Below are 14710 nucleotides of genomic sequence, written 5' to 3'. Positions count from 1 at the left end.
CTTCCAATCCCCAATATAGTACTTCATCAGATTCCTTCTCATCAAGGAACAATAGTGCAGTATAGGTTGTGGCAGCTTCTTTGAAAACTTGATTAGATCCAAAATCTACAATCTGAGAGAGCAAAGCATTAGATGCTAATTGCCCTCGTAGTTTCTCCCCATAGTCCACCTGGAATAGCTTATTTGGTAGAATATATCCGAATTTTCCGCTGGATGCAAGGATTTCAGCTCCCTTTTCAACAAACGGGATATATAGGTCGTAATTTCCAAACGTATTATTGAACTTTTCATTATAATAGTGAGTGTCTTTTTCATTTAGGCGCTGAATCGGTGCGTACGGCGGATTCCCGATCACCGCATCAAATCCGGCATCCGCGCGTTTCTCCCCGTCTTCATCGAAGAACACTTCGGGGTACTCCAGTTCCCAGTGGAAGAACGTCTGTTCGTCGGCCAGCGCCTGGGCGTCCTCGAACCAGTCTTCCTCCCGAATGTCGGCCCAGTCGTCTTCGTCCTCGATCGCGTCGGCCATCTGCTCGTAGGCGTCCTCGGGCACGCTCACCCCGAACTGCTCGGCGGTGTGGACTGTCGTCAACTCGAACAGCCGCCGATAGAGCGGATCATCGCGAATTTCGGCATACGTCTCTTCCATCGAGTGGACGTCGTCCAACGTCTCGTTGCCGATCGACAGCAGGTCGGCCATCAGGTCCATGACGTGATCGAGTGTGTTCCGCCGGACCCGCGAGAACGCCTGCGTGAGCGTCAATTGCCCGTCCTCGTCCTCGTCGTCCTCGCTGAGGACCGCCGTCACGTCCGAGCCAACCAGGGAGTTCCCGGTCTTGAGGTGGTGATCGAGGAAGGCAAGGGGCTGGTCGGTCGCCAGCGTCTCCAACCACATCGATAGCTTCGCCAGTTCGACCGCCATGCCGTTGACGTCCACGCCGTAGATGCACTCCTTGGCGATGTCCCGTCGAATGGCTTCCTCGTCGAAAGTTTGCTCCATCTCGACTTCTACCGCCCGGTACTCACTCATCACCTCGTCTGCGAGGTATCCCGTCGCCTTTGTGAGGAAGTGTCCGCTTCCCATTGCGGGGTCCAGGATACGGAGGTCGGTGATCTCGCGAACGAATGGCGCGAGAAATTCCCGCGTGCCCGGTTCGTACCCCTGTTCGGCTAACTCCGCACGGATCTCCTCGACCAGCGGCCCGACTGTCTCCTCGACGATGTACGTCACAACGTAATCCGGCGTGTAGTACGCCCCAGTCGCCTTGCGCTCGCCCTCGTCGTTGACAACGTACAGCCCACCCTCGGGCACGGTCTCGACGGCATCGGCGACAGTCACCTCGTCGGCAGCTTTCCAAACCTGGCCGCCGTCCTCGGAGACTGCCGCATACTGCTCGGGCGCGATGCGGAACTGGTGTTCGAGCAGACCCTCGTAGACGCTCCCCAGGTGACGCGTGTCCAGATCCGCATAGTCCGCCAGCACGTACCGCCCCTCGTCGTTGCGCGTCGTCGACAGTCGGTAGATCACCTCGGCGAGATAGCGATTGCTCACCGCGTGCTCCGTCAGGAACTCGTGTTTCTCGTGATCGAACAACCCACCGTTGTATGGCGGGATGCCCAGATCCTCCTCGCCCTCGTCGATCAGCCGGAAGAGATCCTCCAGACGGTTCCAGTACGTCGTCGAGTACTCGCTGAACGCTGCGTCGAATCCCTCGTCGACCTCGCCGATCTCCTCGTGGATCTCCAACCGGAGCGCGTCAAGGCTGAAGTTCTCCTCGTACTCGTCTTTGGTCCCCGGCTCCTCGGGATGGATCAACTCCCGGGCTTCGGCATAGAGCACGAACATCAGCCGATACAGGAGGACGAGCGATTGCTCTTTGAGTTCCGCCAGGGCCTCCTCGTCGTCGGGATCGATGTCCATGTCGTTGGACTCGACGAACCCACGACCGAGCACCCGCAAGGCCGTGAACACGTTGTCCTGCAGATCCTCTCCGAGTTCCTGGGACGCAGTTTCACTTTCGGAGCGCACTTCGTCAAGAAACGTCGTCCCGGACGACTCACGGAACGCTTCGGGCCGGAAGAAGACGTAGAAATACTTGAACGCTTCAAGATCGCCGCGTTCGATCAATTCCGGTAGGTCGACCTCGAAGTACGTCTGTGTCTCGTAGTCTTTCGTCCCGTATAGCCGCCACTTACGCCCGTTCGTCAGAATACCCCACTGAATGTTCGAGGGCGTCTTTTCTAGGTAGTGCTTGATCTGATGGGACGCATTGCGATACTGTCGCCGCTCGCTGAACTCCGTGGTGAAGTCGGCGTCCCACTGCTTGGCTTCGACGAGGCCGACCCCACCTTCGAACAGATCCGTGGTATCTTCGGTACGCAGGTAGACCTCCGCCGCGTCGCGCCGTGCCTCACCGTCTTCGAACAGCAACTCGTCCACATAACCGCCGCCATCCGGCAGCGTCACTTCCTTCTGGCTTCCATAACCGAGCACGTCCAGTACGCCATCGATCCAGTTGTCGACCAACGCGTCCTCTCCGTATCCGTCGACGAGCGCCCCTTCCATCTCGTATAGTGACTCCAAATCATCGAGTGCCTCTCGGGCGAGTTCATCGCACTCCCATTCGTCACGGCTCTGAATACGTTCATCTAAATAATGGCCTGAGAATAAATTCGAATTGACGTACGGTCGATCGGTCAGCGTAGCCTGACTCATTTGAGATACACACAATGCGCTCCGGAGCCCACAAATAGATGACGAACACGACGATCAACGTGCCCGTGCCTTGTGGTACTTCCAACGTCGATCGGGTGGATCGAAAGGGGCGGCTGGCTGAACGACGGCGGCCGACGCAAGGACCGCAACGGAGTGAGGACCGCAGCGAGGTTCTGGCGAGTGGAGCGAGCCAGAAGCAGCGAGAGCTTTGCTCTCGCTTGGCCCCCGATTTCAGCCAGCCGGGGCTTTCCTTGCAGTCTGGTCGATCACGGATGGTTCGTGTTCACCGAGACTCACGACTCGCTCTGCTCGCCGTTCGTCTTTCCCGAGACGCTCCCGATGGTCACGTCTCGCACTGCGCGGGACCGGATTTGAACCGAACCGAGAAATGCTCGCTCACTGCGTTCGCTGCGCCTTACTCGTAGGGTTCAAATCCTTATGGCGCACTCTCCGCTCGCGGTTTTGCTCGCGGAGAAGTGCGCGGGACCGGATTTGAACCGGCGGACCCCTACGGGACAGCGTCCTAAGCGCTGCGCCGTTTCCTGGCTTGGCTACCCGCGCCCAGCGTACAATTCCTGCCCCGGAAAAAGAACCTGACGCTTCGCCCCACAGGGATTTAAACCGGCGACCACCCAAGGCTCGTCCATGTACCGCGCTCGCGATCAGGTCGAAAACGAGGAGTGGATCGAGGCTATCGAGACCGTGGCCGAGAGACTCGACCTGAGCGAGACCGCCACGTCGCGAGCGACCGACGTATTCCTCACTAACGTCCCGAACGAAGACCGATCCAAACAGGCGATCCTCGCGGCCAGCGTCTATGTCGGCGCACTGGTCGCCGGCGACCAACGATCCCAGGGCAGCGTCGCCGAGGCAGCGGATGTCTCGCGACTCACCGTCCAACAACACTGGAAAGAACTCCTCGAAACGGCGGGCTTTGACGCACCCGAGTGGTAATCACTGCTCAGTTACGGACTCGCGACCGTCTCGATCGGGCGTCAGAGTGCCGTGTTCGTCGATCTCGCCGGCGACGATCCGCGTCGAAGAGATCGGTTCGCCGTCCTCAGCCATGACGTGATCGACGACGTCGATCTCTAAGGGCTCGCGACCGTTCTCCCGACGGATCTCGTTGATATGCTTGCCGCCGGTCTCGGTCTCGGGTGAGACGACGAGCACGTCGAACTGTGCTTCCGTCGCGATCCCGGTCGGCTCCTCCAGTTTCCGGATTTCGAACTCCCGGTCGTATTCCTCGGCAAAGGTGGATAACTCCGCCTCCAGATCGGCCAGTCGGTCCGCATACGAGCGGATCGGTCGCCCTTCTTGCCGGGTATCGGGAGCGAGTTCGTCGCTCGTCAGTCCGACGGTGACGTCGCCGTGTTCGAACGCGCGCTCGAATAGCTCGCGATGGCCGTCGTGGATCGGATCGAACGTGCCCCCCAGCGCGATCTGCATGTCTCTGTCCATGGTGGCGGCCGATTTAGTGCCTTCGAAACGGCACCCTGTCGGTCACTCCTCGTCCGTCTCCTCGGCATCCTCGACGGTGATCGTGATTGGCTCGTCTGCCTCCTCTTGATCTTCCTCGCGCAGGTGGGAGTCGAGATTGACCACCGTGTTCAACTGCGCCTGGACTTCGCCGACGATCTCGCCGACTAACTCACTCGGCGCGATCGCACTGTACTCGTAGGGATTGTTCCCGGCCCCGTCGTGTTCTCGCTTGGCTCTGGTGACGACGCCTTCGTCGTGTAACTCCGCCAGCGCCTCCCGGACCGTACTCGGGTACAGCCCGGTCCCGTCGGCAATCTCCTCGCTTGTGCTGTCTGCCGTCGACCGCAGGTAGATGTAAATCCGGGCCCGCGTCTCCGTGTCCAGCACCCACGACAGTAAATCGATCAATCGCTCGTCGAACTCCTCGACCGCACGATCGGCCCCGTCCTGGAGTCGCTCGCGAACGTCGTCGCCATCGCCCGTCTCGTCGGTTGCTGACTCGTCGGTCATGTCCTTTCTACGAGGACAGAAGTCGGCGGGCGCTAAAAATGCTTGGCTACCGCGGATCGGCCACCAGCACCGACTCACAGAGAGCGTCGATCCCCTCCTGTGTCTTGCGTCGACGCTGACGCTCGGCCCCGCTTTCGGCCCCAACCAGCGCCTCGATCCGCGACAGATCCAGCCGGTCACGATCCCGCTGGATCACTGCCTCCAGATCTACAGTTCCCTCGCCATCTCGCGTCACAAACGACGTCTCCCGGCCATACCGGATCGCTCGCCACTTGTTCTCGTCGAGCAGTTCCCGCCGGATGTCCGTCCCGGACTCCCCGTCCTCGTAGCGGGCGGCCAGGTCCACGATCAGTTCCTGGATGTATTCGACCAGCGCCAGCACGCGATCGATCGAGGCCTGGCCGTCGGGCGTCCGCACCTCGACGGTGCCATACCCCGTGTGCGGGCGAACATCGAACCACAGTTCCCCGCGATCGTCGACCGAATCCGTCTCGATCATCCGGCTTTCGTACGTCTGAAAGGACTCAAAGGAGTCGAAGGCCGACGGCATCCCGGTGTTTGGCAATCCTTCGAAGATCTTCGCGCGGGCAGACTGCAATCCGGTATCGAACCCGTTCCAGTACGGCGAGTTCGCCGACAGCGCCAGCAGGACGGGGAGATGCCAGCGGATCTCGTTGGCGACCCAGACAGCCTTGTCGGGATCGTCGACGCCGACGTGGACGTGCAGTCCGGCCGTCGTATTGCGGTGCTGTGGGTACTGAATCCGGTCGAGCTGGGCCTGATACCTTGGTTTCTCGGCGTGTTCCAACTCTCGCCACTTGGCTGCTGGATGCAAGCCGGCAGCCGCAATTCCGAACCCATGTTCGCGAGCGTGTTCGACCAGCGCGCCCCGAACGGCGGCCAGCTGGTCTCGCGCAGTCGCCGAATCGGCGATTACTGGTGTTTGGGTTTCGATGACCGTTTTGAACAACTCGTGGTCCAGCCGGTCCTCGAGAATCGCGGGCGGCTCGGTTTCGTAGACGAGCGTGTCGGTCCCGGACACCGGTCGACCGTGATCGTCAACGACGTAGAATTCCTCCTCGATGCCCAGCGTTCCCTGGCGGTCGAACACATCTTCCGGAGCCGTCGCCATCGCTTCGCCAGTTGGATTCGGTCGGGCTAAAGGGTTCTGTTCGTCACACTCACCGCGGCCGGGCGATCACCGCAAGGTGGTCGTCGTGATACGGCTCCAGCCGAGCGCGATCGAGAATCTCGTATCCTGTCGATAGCGAGTCGATGACGTCCTCGAAGACGGATTCGGGCGATTGGGTAACATCCTCGCTCCGGGCCTTGATCGCCATGCACAACCGGCCATCATCACGCAGGAATCGACGGTTGGCCAATGCTACTGCGGCCTGCCCGCGAGTCGCTACGTCCTGGACGATCACGTCCGCCGGCTCGACGACGTGTGCATACGTCTCCGGGGCTCTGGCGTCCTTCAGCAATGGAAACAGACGCTCACGATCGCGAGCCACGTCGACCAGATCCCGCATCGGTCGGGCCGCGAACTCGACCGCGTAGGTCGGGCCAGCGAAATCAGCGACGTGGCTCACCGTCGTCCCGCTTGCTGCACCGAGGTACAGCACCGTCTCGCCGCCGCGCAGATCCGTTTCAATGTCTTTCTCCAACATCGCGCCGAGTTTCGATCGGTCCGGATCCCAGCGACGCCAGCCGTCGACGACTGGCTCGCCGTAGACCGGCGGGCCCTGCGTCGCCAATCTCTCTTGCCTGTCAAACGAGCGCCGCTTGACGCCTTCTGGAAGGCTCATTCGCTCCCACCTCGCGACTGGATTGCCTCGATGCGTTCATCGAGTTCCGCCTCCAGTTCCGGGCGGCGGTCCCCACTGTAGTGGTCGATCCGGGCGGCGATCGAGAGTTTCCCCGCGAGCGCCCGGGCGGCCGATCCGCGGTCCTCCGGATCCGTGCCACGCACGTACTCGTGTGTGTAGATGACCCCATGCTTTGGCGACGGGGCCGATCCCTGTAAGTGGGCAAAGAGTGCGTCTTCCGCACCCAGGACCTGGACTGTCCCGCTTGGCTTCTTCGCTAACGTCTCCAGCCCGCCCGCTAGCGATATCAGTCTCGCGGCCAGGACGGGACCGGCCAGCGCCGAGAGGTTGGGCGCGACATCCGGGGCGGCCGTCTCGACGTACTGTCGCAAGGTGGCTGCCTCCTCGGCGAGCCCCGCGACGCGACCGGCCAACTTGATGAGTCGAGCCTCGGCCGGACCCCCCGGCTCGCGTTCGGCGAGGTCCCGGGCGTACTCGATCCCGGTGCCAGCGTCCTCAAACCGCGTCCCTGCCCATTCGGCGACGCGTTCTGCCAGTTCGTTGGCGGTCCGTTCACAGTCATCGAGCGAGCGGATCGCGTGTACTAACTGCTGATCGTCGGCCTGTTCACGTTTGGTCACACCCGTCTGGGCGGCCTCGATCGTAGCTGCCCGAAGTCGGTCGTAGTAGGTCTCCCTGTCTGGGGCGAACCCCGACTCGACCGCTATCGCCGGCCAGTCGGCCGGGTCGTCACCACGACCCTCTGTGATCGCCGAGGCGGCGGCCGCCCCGTCATCGGGATCGAGCCCCCGAAACCAGCCGTCGTCGCTGTCCATGCAGGGAGGTGGGCACCCACGTCGATAAATGTCCGCAAAGCGAGACCGCCGGTCGGATCAGGCCGTCTGGACGCGCAGTGTCCGGGTACGCGGCCCATCACACTCGATGAACAGAATCGACTGCCAGGTTCCCAGCTCGAGTTGCCCGTCTTCGACCGGCACGGTCACGCTCGGGCCGACCAACATCGATCGCACGTGTGCGTCCGCATTGTCGTCGATCCGATCGTGGTCCCAGCCGTCATCCGGAACAAGTTCCGACAGCGCCGTCTCGAAGTCGCCAAGCAGTCGCTGTTCGCCCTCGTTGATGGTGACCCCAGCCGTCGTGTGTGGCACGAAAAGGGTACATGTCCCGGTTGCCTCGGGTGGGACCGCCTCCTGAACGCGACTCGTCACGTCGATGACCGACAGCCGCTCGTCGGTACTGACTGACAGTTCTTCGGACATGATCGCATCTCGGTCGGCAATCTGCATAAGCACTCTGCCGACCGTATTTCTTGAACAATCAGTCCCGGCCTCCGAGCGACGGAAGTGATTACTCGACTCGAAAACGTGCTTGTAGTTTATTGTGCCACAGGCCAAAAACATGGTATCCGACTCTACGCTGGTCGGTTGTTGCCGTCATCCCGAAAATCGAGGGATACACATGACTGACTCCGAGGAAGACGAATCCCGCTCTCGACGCCGGATCGCCCTCCTGCTACTGGTGGCAGTAGTCGTGTTGTTCGGGGCCGGTATTGGGACGATCACGATCTTCGGTCCGGACGGTGACACGGAGACGCCGACGGGTGAGCCAGGCACAACGCCCACATCGACGGTGACAGCTAACTCGACAGTCACGACGACAGCAACGCCGACCAACGGCACCACCGCGGACACACCGACTTCGACGACAACGCCCGTCGGGGTGACACCGACGACGACACAAGGTGAGACGGAAACAGTCCAAGGCACGGAGACGTCCACGCCGACGCCCACGCGTACCGCCACTGTGACGCCGACCCGGACAGAATCCGACTCTGCCGGTGCCGGTGGAGGGGGCGACGGTGGCACGTCCGACGACCAGGCAACAGTCTCGCTGGATGCCCCCGATGACGCCACGTTGCTTCAGACCCAGAACGTGGTCCCCGGCCAGTCCGGTGCCGAGACCGTGACGTTGACCAACGGTGGCCAGCAAGCCGGGACCATTAGACTGGCCACAGTGACGGTCACCGATCACGAGAACGGTATCGTCGGCCCGGAAGCCTCGGTCGACGACTCGCCGACTGAAGGCGAACTATCCGAGGCCGTCGAGGTCAAACTCACCTTCGAGTATCCGGACGGCGAGCGTGTCATCGTCGCCGGTTCGTCATCTTCGTACGTCTCGCTGTCCTCACTCTCCGGAACGGCCGCGCCGAACAAGACCGTCGAGCCTGGCCAGAGCGTCACCGTCGAACTGGACTGGCGGATCGATGAGTCCGTCGGCAACGAAATCCAGTCCGACGGAACGACCTTCGACGCCGTCTTCGAACTTCGCGCTCCCGAATCGTGATTGATCGCCACCAGCGTCGGTGATCCCGTCACGCTGCGGCAAAGAGGATCATCAAATTCGTTCCAGTGATGAGCAGGCCGACCAGCATCAACAACAGCGGCGGGCCGTAAAACAGCAGCCGATCGTTTTCGAGTCGCCCCGCCCAGATGCTGATTCCCAGGCAGGTGTAGAGCACGAGCAATTTCATCGCGAGAAAGCCGCCGCCGCCGAAGGCATCGATCGAGGCGTTGACGATCGGATTCGCCTCGACGTGGATTTCGCTGAAATAGACGATCGTGATCGTCGTCACGATGTCGCCGACGCCGTACGTGGCAAGTGCGAGCAACCACACGTTGCGGAATGTATCCTCTTCGAAGGGTGAGCCCTCGAAGTGGAGCCACTCCGGGTCGGCCGTTGCCATTGGTATATCTTGGGGTAGTGACGTATATCAACCCATGGCCCCATTTATCAAATCGAAAAATGGCCTGTGATTAGCATCCTTTCAGTACGACTCAGGATTTAAAAATGTGCTTAATTTAGGGTTCCGAAGTGCTTGATGATGGCAATATAACAATCCGAAAGTTAAGTCTTCGTATGCTATTCGGGGCGGTGTTTAGTTAAGCGTGAAAAGTGAGGCGTGATGATTTGATGGTGCTCTATGCCAGAAATCACACGCCTCAGTGGCAGTAGCGATTGGATTGAGTTAGATTTTGTGGAGCGTGAGCGGACACCGCGCCGGCTGATGGAGCTCGGTATTCGATTGCATCTTGCGGGACTATCACTTTCGAATACCGTTTCGGAACTTGAGAAGTTCGGTGTCCAACGATCGCGGAAAGCCGTCCACGATTGGGTACAGAAAGCCGATCTACAGCCAGTCAGCGGGAAAGCTCCGAATCAAGTTGCGCTGGACGAAACAGTGATTCGGATCAACGACCAGCGGTACTGGCTGTACGCCGCTGCGGATCCAAAAACGAACGAATTGCTGCATATACAGCTCTATTCGACGACTACGACCGCGTTGACTGAGATGTTCTTGCAGGAACTCCGCGAGAAACACGATGTCGACAACGCCGTGTTTCTCGTCGATGGTGCCCAACATCTCCAAACTGCGCTTCAACGAGTCGGGCTCCGATTTCAGGTTGAACGCAGCGGAAATCGGAACAGTGTCGAACGTATCTTCCGTGAGGTAAAACGCCGAACATCTTCGTTCTCAAACTGTTTCAGACACGTCGAACCGGAAACAGCCGAAAATTGGCTCCAGAGCTTCGCACGATGGTGGAACTCCCTAAACTAAACACGACCCTATTCGGGGGGCGATACTGAGACGTTCAGTCGTTCACCGAGTTTCTCCCAGTCGGTCGTTTCTTCGAGGACGACGTCGTTACGGGAAAAATTCGAACCTCTGGCGGACACATCGAGAGAATTCATGGTGGCAAGGGTGGTGCTTCCTTGAATCACGTTTCCGCTACTCGGTGTCCCTTCTACTGTGACATTTGGGGGCGTGTACACCAGCCTATCGTCCGAATCGCTGACGGACAATCCGTCTACGAACAGGGTATTCTCGGGACTAGCTAGATCCGACGACATCTCGTCGCTAGCGTCAAGCGCAGCATTCTCGAGTTTTATGTTCCCATTTGATTCTAATTGAATATTACCATCACTGAAAAAGTTGCCTGGCGCTGTCAGTGACATTCCCGTTCCATCGATATCTCCGCCGGTAGCTCTCAGCCGAATTTGGTTCCTGTTTGCTCCCATTTCTGCGTCGACAGTTGAAAGGGAGTTGCCCGAGATGGCGATTCCTGGGGAGTTAAAGAGACTACCCCACCGTGAGAGAACGGAAACATTATTAATGTTTACAGGTCCGCTCGCCGTTATCGATACCCTGAGATTCGACAGGAGTTGCTCATCTTGCAGATCTACAGCGCCCTTCGTAGCCGATATTGAGAGACTCCCAAGACCGCTTGTTTCAAAGCCTGTGTTGGCAGTGACAGACCCAGCTGTAATATCGATGTTCCCTGAGTTTTCGATCGGCCCACAATCTTCGGGGATCACAAGCGTGACGGATTCGTCATTGAAGGAGTACAGTTCACTTTCGTCGTATGATGGTTCCCCCTGGTTCCAGACACCGTTGCCATTGATATCGTCGTAGGCGCAGCCGTTCGGCGGCGTCGTGGCGAACGATTCAGCCGCTTGAATCGTCCCGCTCGCCTGCGTTGAGTCCGAAAACAGTGCGTAGGTTGCTGTGCCGCCCACCATGGCAGCACTGACGAGCAACACACCGCCGATCAGGATGAGCGTCCAGAGACGAACACGCGCCACGTCAGTCAGCACCCCCATCGTCGGACTCTTCAGACGATTCAGCTCCTGACTCGGTAACTGCCCTGTAGAGGTCTCTCGCTTCGAATCCGACGAGTAACACCGCTGGGACGATAATCAGGGCGGCAATTCCTATGGGTGAGTCAGCGAAGTCGAACAAATAACCGATCAACGGCAGATGAAACTGTACAACGCCGATGACCGAATTTGCCGAGACCAATTGGGGGTCCGGGTTGCTGTTCGCGTCGCCTTGCGTTCGGAATTGTTGCGTCTCGCCGTCTGATATCACGTCGACAACGCGGTGGGTAACTCGCGTCTTTGTGCCGTCATTCTTGCGTTCTTGAAACGTAATGACGTCACTACTCTCGATGGTGTCGGTTGGCACCTCGCTCACCAGCACGACCGAGCCAGCCTGGATCGACGGCGACATGCTGTCAGAAAGAACTACGTAACTATGATCGGCACCGGCCACTTGTGGAACTGTCGTGATGAGAACGCCGACGAAAACGACGAGGAAAGCAATGACTACTGCGATCTTGCCTATCCGTTTCCAGTCTCCCTGTAGTCGTCCCATCACGTTACCGAATCATTCTCCGCCCGGATTCGGGAAGGCAGGTCCAGTGATCGTCTGAATAGGATTACTATTCCGTTTGCTGGGTTGCGTTGAACGACACTGTGATATCTAGGCTGTCTCCTTGGAACGTGTTGGATGTATCCTCACCTAGCGTGAATGTCACCTCAAGGGCGATATCTTCGCCACCATTGAGTGTCGTTAATCCAGAGTGTGTCCCTTCGAGGTCTGAGAGGGTTCCGCTGTCAGCAAGGGTCTCCACTGTCGAACCATCGACTTTGAGAACAGCACTATCGACATCTAATTGGTCGGAGAAAGCATTTGAAGGGTCAGCAGTGGAAATTGACACATTGAGGTTTGATCCAATGTCTCCACTCTCCTGATAACTTGTCGTGATGTTTTGGGTTGTACTCTGTGTCGGATAGATATTATCCACAGTGAAATTGCCGTCAACAGGATCTAGATTGAGTGTTCCTGCATTGATCGTATTATCTGGTGAGGTCGCTTCGTCGCTGAACAGGGCGAACGTCCCGACACCGGCCGCCGCCGCGGCGAGGCCGATTACCAGTACCCCTGCAAGAATCCGTCGTCGTGTGAGTTCTATCTCTGTCATCGTTGTGTGGTTCGGTCCGACGGACGTGCCAGACGCTTCTGGGCTCAGTCCGTCGTTCTCGCTATACCTAATACCCTCGCACGTAAAAACAGTCGCCGGTGCTTTCGCATTGCGAAAAATCGGCTAAAATTTTGATAATCGGGATATTACAGACCAAATACTCACTAATACTCTGAATGGATTTATTATCTCATTCCTCTATTCGGAATATAGATGCGGTAGTCACGTCTATCTTCCTCGAATACACGTTAGAATAATATATTTCGAGCGGATCAGGTCCGATTATAGCAACCGACCTACAGTTATTATCTGTGATAAATTAGCTTACAGCCACTCCTCGGGTTTCGTGTCGTAGTCAATATCGTCGGCGGCCAGGTGCTCGACGGTCGACCAGTCAACGGTATCGATCGAGACCCGCTCGCCATCGTAGCGCAGTCGCTTCCCGACTTCGACGGGCTCTGGTTCCTCGTCGCGACGACGAGCCACTTCCACGTCGTGATCGTCGAACTCCTTGGTGATCGTGAGGAGAGTGACCGGCCGGCCCCACAGTTCGAAAACGCGTTCGAGGACGTCCGTCGCTTGTTCGATGTCGAGCATCACGCCGTTATATCGGTGGGCGAGTAGGAGTTCCCCACTGTTGTCGTAGTTTGCGTCCTCGACGACGATCGTTGGTTTCCCGAAGTTGGTAAACCGGAGCATCAGCTTGCGCTTGACGTCGTCGGGATCGGTACTGGAGACCCGGAAGTCACCAGTCTTGTGGCTGTGTTCGTAGGCGAAGTAGTCGTTTGCCGTCACGAACTCGTCGGTCAGGTAGGCATCGAGGAACGTCACGTCGTTGTGACTTTCGCGGATCTCGCGCATACGATCCCACCCGCGGGTGTACTCGACGTCTGCCAGTGCGTCCTCGACGCTGTCGTAGCGCTGATCGTCGAAGAGGTATCGGGCGATCGACTCGCGTTCGGACTGGCCGGCCCGTTCGAGAAAGCCTCTGTGTTGGGGTTTCAACAGCGAGTAATGGCGCTGAGCGAGTCCCTCGTACGTCAGCACCGCCCAAGGGTATCGGTCGACATCGAGTTCGCCACCCCGAGCACGAGATAGTGCATCGGCGTCGACTCTCGGGTCGTCCGGGTCGATACGCTCTAGCCAGCCAGGAACGTTTTGAAGCCACGCAGGCGGCCGAAGCAACTCACGAACGTGATCGAAGTCGACAGACTCCCCGAGCGTCCGCCAGGTGACGCCCTCGACGCGAAGCAATCGTTCGAGGATCTCTCGCCGGTTCGTCCGGTTCTCGACGTACTCCCACAGCTCCTTCCCGAGTTTGTAGGGGTTCAGTCCCGACGACCCCAGCACGCGGGCCTGGTGGTCGGCATAGGTGAGAAATTCGTCAGTGCCGGCAAACGCTTCCTCGCCCATCATCATCGACTCCCAGTAGGCCGCCCAGCCCTCGTTGAGCACCTTCGTCATCTTCTGGGGGGCGAAGTAGTAGGCCTCGCGTCGCAGCATTTCGAGGATCTCGGCCTGCCAGTCGTCCATTTCGACGGCTTTGCCCGCTTCAGCGTCGTACTGTGTGCCTTCTGCGAGCAGGAAGCCGAGGACGTCTTCGACGGGTTCGGCCGGGAATGACGTCGATTCCGATTCGGCGTCGTCTGCCAGCTGTTCTTCGTCAAACACCTGGCTCGTCACTTCCGCCGAGAGATCAAGATCGTCGACGTCGGGGTCAGTTGATTCGTCTGTCTCACGGGCCTCGGCCTGGTCTCTGACTGGTCGGTAGGCGGCGTGTTGGTCGATGGTGTCTTCGAGACAGAGAGCGTGATCGATCCAGCGCTCGACAGCTTCCCGGTCGATCTCGGGGTCCGCCATGATCTCCCGAATCCGATCGGCATGCCGGGCCAGCATTGCACTCGCGTCGGGACTGTTCGATTGGTGGTCTGCCTCGGCGTCCGCCCCCTGGGTCGAATCGCTGTCGGTGAACAGCCCGAACCACTCGTTGTTAGCGAAGAAGTCTGCATGAGCCTCAACGTGGGTGATCACGGCCTTCTGGTCGGCCAGGGAATTGGACTCCTGGAGGAACGCGTGGGCTGGATTGTCGTTGTTGACAATCTCGAAGGCTTTGCCGCCGAGGAACTGACCCTGCTTGCGCTGGCGGTCGTAGGCCATGCCCCATCGCCAGTGGGGATAGCGGTGCTGGAAGCCGCCGTAGGCGATCAGCTGGTTCATCTCCGCGTAGTCGACGATCCAGTAATTGACGGGGTAGGGATCGAGGCCGAGCTTTCGGGCTAACTTGCCCGCAAGCTCGACAGGTTTCTCCAGCCGTCGGGCAGTCTCTTTCGCTTCGGTGCGGTTCTCGATCG

At 59.0% G+C, this 14710-nt stretch carries 15 protein-coding genes and 1 tRNA gene; 3 read left to right on the top strand and 13 right to left on the bottom strand.

From position 1 onward, the window contains the following. Together HZR20_RS09245 and HZR20_RS09240 are read right to left on the bottom strand one after the other, a co-directional pair. A partial coding sequence (locus tag HZR20_RS09245) for an Eco57I restriction-modification methylase domain-containing protein (RefSeq protein ID WP_181686297.1) occupies window positions 1-2716 on the bottom strand: 2716 nt, incomplete at its 3' end. A 477-nt stretch (window positions 2717-3193) separates the two neighbouring features. After that, a tRNA-Leu gene (locus HZR20_RS09240) sits at window positions 3194-3277 on the bottom strand. 84 nt (window positions 3278-3361) lie between these two features. Here HZR20_RS09240 and HZR20_RS09235 point away from each other — a divergent pair. Beyond that, a complete protein-coding gene (locus HZR20_RS09235; RefSeq protein ID WP_181686296.1) occupies window positions 3362-3670 on the top strand; it encodes a transcription initiation factor IIB family protein in 309 nt (102 codons plus the stop codon). Here HZR20_RS09235 and HZR20_RS09230 read toward each other — a convergent pair whose 3' ends face one another. Genes HZR20_RS09230 through HZR20_RS09205 form a run of 6 tightly spaced genes read right to left on the bottom strand, consistent with a single transcriptional unit; the run spans window position 3671 to window position 7796 of the window. Further along, complete coding sequence (locus tag HZR20_RS09230) at window positions 3671-4165, bottom strand: phosphopantetheine adenylyltransferase (protein WP_181686309.1); 495 nt, start codon at window positions 4163-4165, stop codon at window positions 3671-3673. It lies immediately after the preceding gene. 54 nt (window positions 4166-4219) lie between these two features. Continuing rightward, on the bottom strand, window positions 4220-4708 hold the full coding sequence (locus tag HZR20_RS09225) for a winged helix-turn-helix transcriptional regulator (RefSeq protein ID WP_181686295.1): 489 nt from the start codon (window positions 4706-4708) through the stop codon (window positions 4220-4222). Between the two features lie 46 nt (window positions 4709-4754). Next, window positions 4755-5840, bottom strand: a complete 1086-nt coding sequence (locus HZR20_RS09220) for a glutamate--cysteine ligase (RefSeq protein WP_181686294.1) — start codon at window positions 5838-5840, stop codon at window positions 4755-4757. 49 nt (window positions 5841-5889) lie between these two features. Further along, the gene (locus tag HZR20_RS09215) at window positions 5890-6516 is read right to left on the bottom strand and encodes a fibrillarin-like rRNA/tRNA 2'-O-methyltransferase (protein ID WP_181686293.1); all 627 of its coding nucleotides are present in this window, start codon (window positions 6514-6516) and stop codon (window positions 5890-5892) included. Continuing rightward, window positions 6513-7352 (bottom strand): NOP5/NOP56 family protein, encoded by an 840-nt coding sequence (locus tag HZR20_RS09210; RefSeq protein WP_181686292.1) that lies wholly within the window; start codon window positions 7350-7352, stop codon window positions 6513-6515. The genes HZR20_RS09215 and HZR20_RS09210 overlap by 4 nt, the downstream gene beginning before the upstream one ends. Window positions 7353-7409: 57 nt before the next feature. After that, entirely contained in the window at window positions 7410-7796 is a 387-nt protein-coding gene (locus HZR20_RS09205) for a secondary thiamine-phosphate synthase enzyme YjbQ (RefSeq protein WP_181686291.1), read from the bottom strand. Between the two features lie 199 nt (window positions 7797-7995). Here HZR20_RS09205 and HZR20_RS09200 point away from each other — a divergent pair, with 199 nt between their 5' ends. After that, complete coding sequence (locus tag HZR20_RS09200) at window positions 7996-8880, top strand: hypothetical protein (RefSeq protein WP_181686290.1); 885 nt, start codon at window positions 7996-7998, stop codon at window positions 8878-8880. A 28-nt stretch (window positions 8881-8908) separates the two neighbouring features. Here HZR20_RS09200 and HZR20_RS09195 read toward each other — a convergent pair whose 3' ends face one another. Next, the gene (locus HZR20_RS09195; RefSeq protein WP_181686289.1) at window positions 8909-9280 is read right to left on the bottom strand and encodes a hypothetical protein; all 372 of its coding nucleotides are present in this window, start codon (window positions 9278-9280) and stop codon (window positions 8909-8911) included. 237 nt (window positions 9281-9517) lie between these two features. Here HZR20_RS09195 and HZR20_RS09190 point away from each other — a divergent pair, with 237 nt between their 5' ends. Beyond that, window positions 9518-10153 carry an IS6 family transposase gene (locus HZR20_RS09190; protein ID WP_181686288.1) on the top strand — a complete coding sequence of 212 codons (636 nt, stop codon included), beginning with the start codon at window positions 9518-9520 and terminating at the stop codon, window positions 10151-10153. A gap of 8 nt (window positions 10154-10161) precedes the next feature. Here HZR20_RS09190 and HZR20_RS09185 read toward each other — a convergent pair whose 3' ends face one another. The 4 genes from HZR20_RS09185 to HZR20_RS09170 form a co-directional block, all read right to left on the bottom strand. Continuing rightward, complete coding sequence (locus tag HZR20_RS09185; RefSeq protein WP_181686287.1) at window positions 10162-11196, bottom strand: SipW-dependent-type signal peptide-containing protein; 1035 nt, start codon at window positions 11194-11196, stop codon at window positions 10162-10164. Further along, window positions 11180-11749, bottom strand: coding sequence for a signal peptidase I (locus tag HZR20_RS09180; protein ID WP_181686286.1), 570 nt, complete (start codon window positions 11747-11749; stop codon window positions 11180-11182). The genes HZR20_RS09185 and HZR20_RS09180 overlap by 17 nt, the downstream gene beginning before the upstream one ends. Before the next feature lie 67 nt (window positions 11750-11816). Further along, on the bottom strand, window positions 11817-12359 hold the full coding sequence (locus HZR20_RS09175) for a TasA family protein (RefSeq protein WP_181686285.1): 543 nt from the start codon (window positions 12357-12359) through the stop codon (window positions 11817-11819). Between the two features lie 324 nt (window positions 12360-12683). Then, the gene (locus HZR20_RS09170; protein ID WP_374057594.1) at window positions 12684-14708 is read right to left on the bottom strand and encodes a SpoVR family protein; all 2025 of its coding nucleotides are present in this window, start codon (window positions 14706-14708) and stop codon (window positions 12684-12686) included. Between the last annotated feature and the right edge of the window lie 2 nt (window positions 14709-14710).

Origin of the sequence: Halorhabdus salina, assembly GCF_013839425.1 — an archaeon.
GTDB classification, from domain to species: domain Archaea; phylum Halobacteriota; class Halobacteria; order Halobacteriales; family Haloarculaceae; genus Halorhabdus; species Halorhabdus salina.
Note: the sequence above shows the minus strand (reverse complement) of the source record. Positions and strands in the feature narration are given on the sequence as shown.

Excerpts from the sequence above, each read along its gene's own strand:
- HZR20_RS09235 (WP_181686296.1), top strand. The coding sequence starts at position 3,362 with ATGTACCGCGCTCGCGATCAGGTCGAAAACGAGGAGTGGATCGAGGCT.
- HZR20_RS09230 (WP_181686309.1), bottom strand. The coding sequence starts at position 4,165 with ATGCAGATCGCGCTGGGGGGCACGTTCGATCCGATCCACGACGGCCAT.
- HZR20_RS09225 (WP_181686295.1), bottom strand. The coding sequence starts at position 4,708 with ATGACCGACGAGTCAGCAACCGACGAGACGGGCGATGGCGACGACGTT.
- HZR20_RS09220 (WP_181686294.1), bottom strand. The coding sequence starts at position 5,840 with ATGGCGACGGCTCCGGAAGATGTGTTCGACCGCCAGGGAACGCTGGGC.
- HZR20_RS09215 (WP_181686293.1), bottom strand. The coding sequence starts at position 6,516 with ATGAGCCTTCCAGAAGGCGTCAAGCGGCGCTCGTTTGACAGGCAAGAG.
- HZR20_RS09210 (WP_181686292.1), bottom strand. The coding sequence starts at position 7,352 with ATGGACAGCGACGACGGCTGGTTTCGGGGGCTCGATCCCGATGACGGG.
- HZR20_RS09205 (WP_181686291.1), bottom strand. The coding sequence starts at position 7,796 with ATGTCCGAAGAACTGTCAGTCAGTACCGACGAGCGGCTGTCGGTCATC.
- HZR20_RS09200 (WP_181686290.1), top strand. The coding sequence starts at position 7,996 with ATGACTGACTCCGAGGAAGACGAATCCCGCTCTCGACGCCGGATCGCC.
- HZR20_RS09195 (WP_181686289.1), bottom strand. The coding sequence starts at position 9,280 with ATGGCAACGGCCGACCCGGAGTGGCTCCACTTCGAGGGCTCACCCTTC.
- HZR20_RS09190 (WP_181686288.1), top strand. The coding sequence starts at position 9,518 with ATGCCAGAAATCACACGCCTCAGTGGCAGTAGCGATTGGATTGAGTTA.
- HZR20_RS09185 (WP_181686287.1), bottom strand. The coding sequence starts at position 11,196 with ATGGGGGTGCTGACTGACGTGGCGCGTGTTCGTCTCTGGACGCTCATC.
- HZR20_RS09180 (WP_181686286.1), bottom strand. The coding sequence starts at position 11,749 with ATGGGACGACTACAGGGAGACTGGAAACGGATAGGCAAGATCGCAGTA.
- HZR20_RS09175 (WP_181686285.1), bottom strand. The coding sequence starts at position 12,359 with ATGACAGAGATAGAACTCACACGACGACGGATTCTTGCAGGGGTACTG.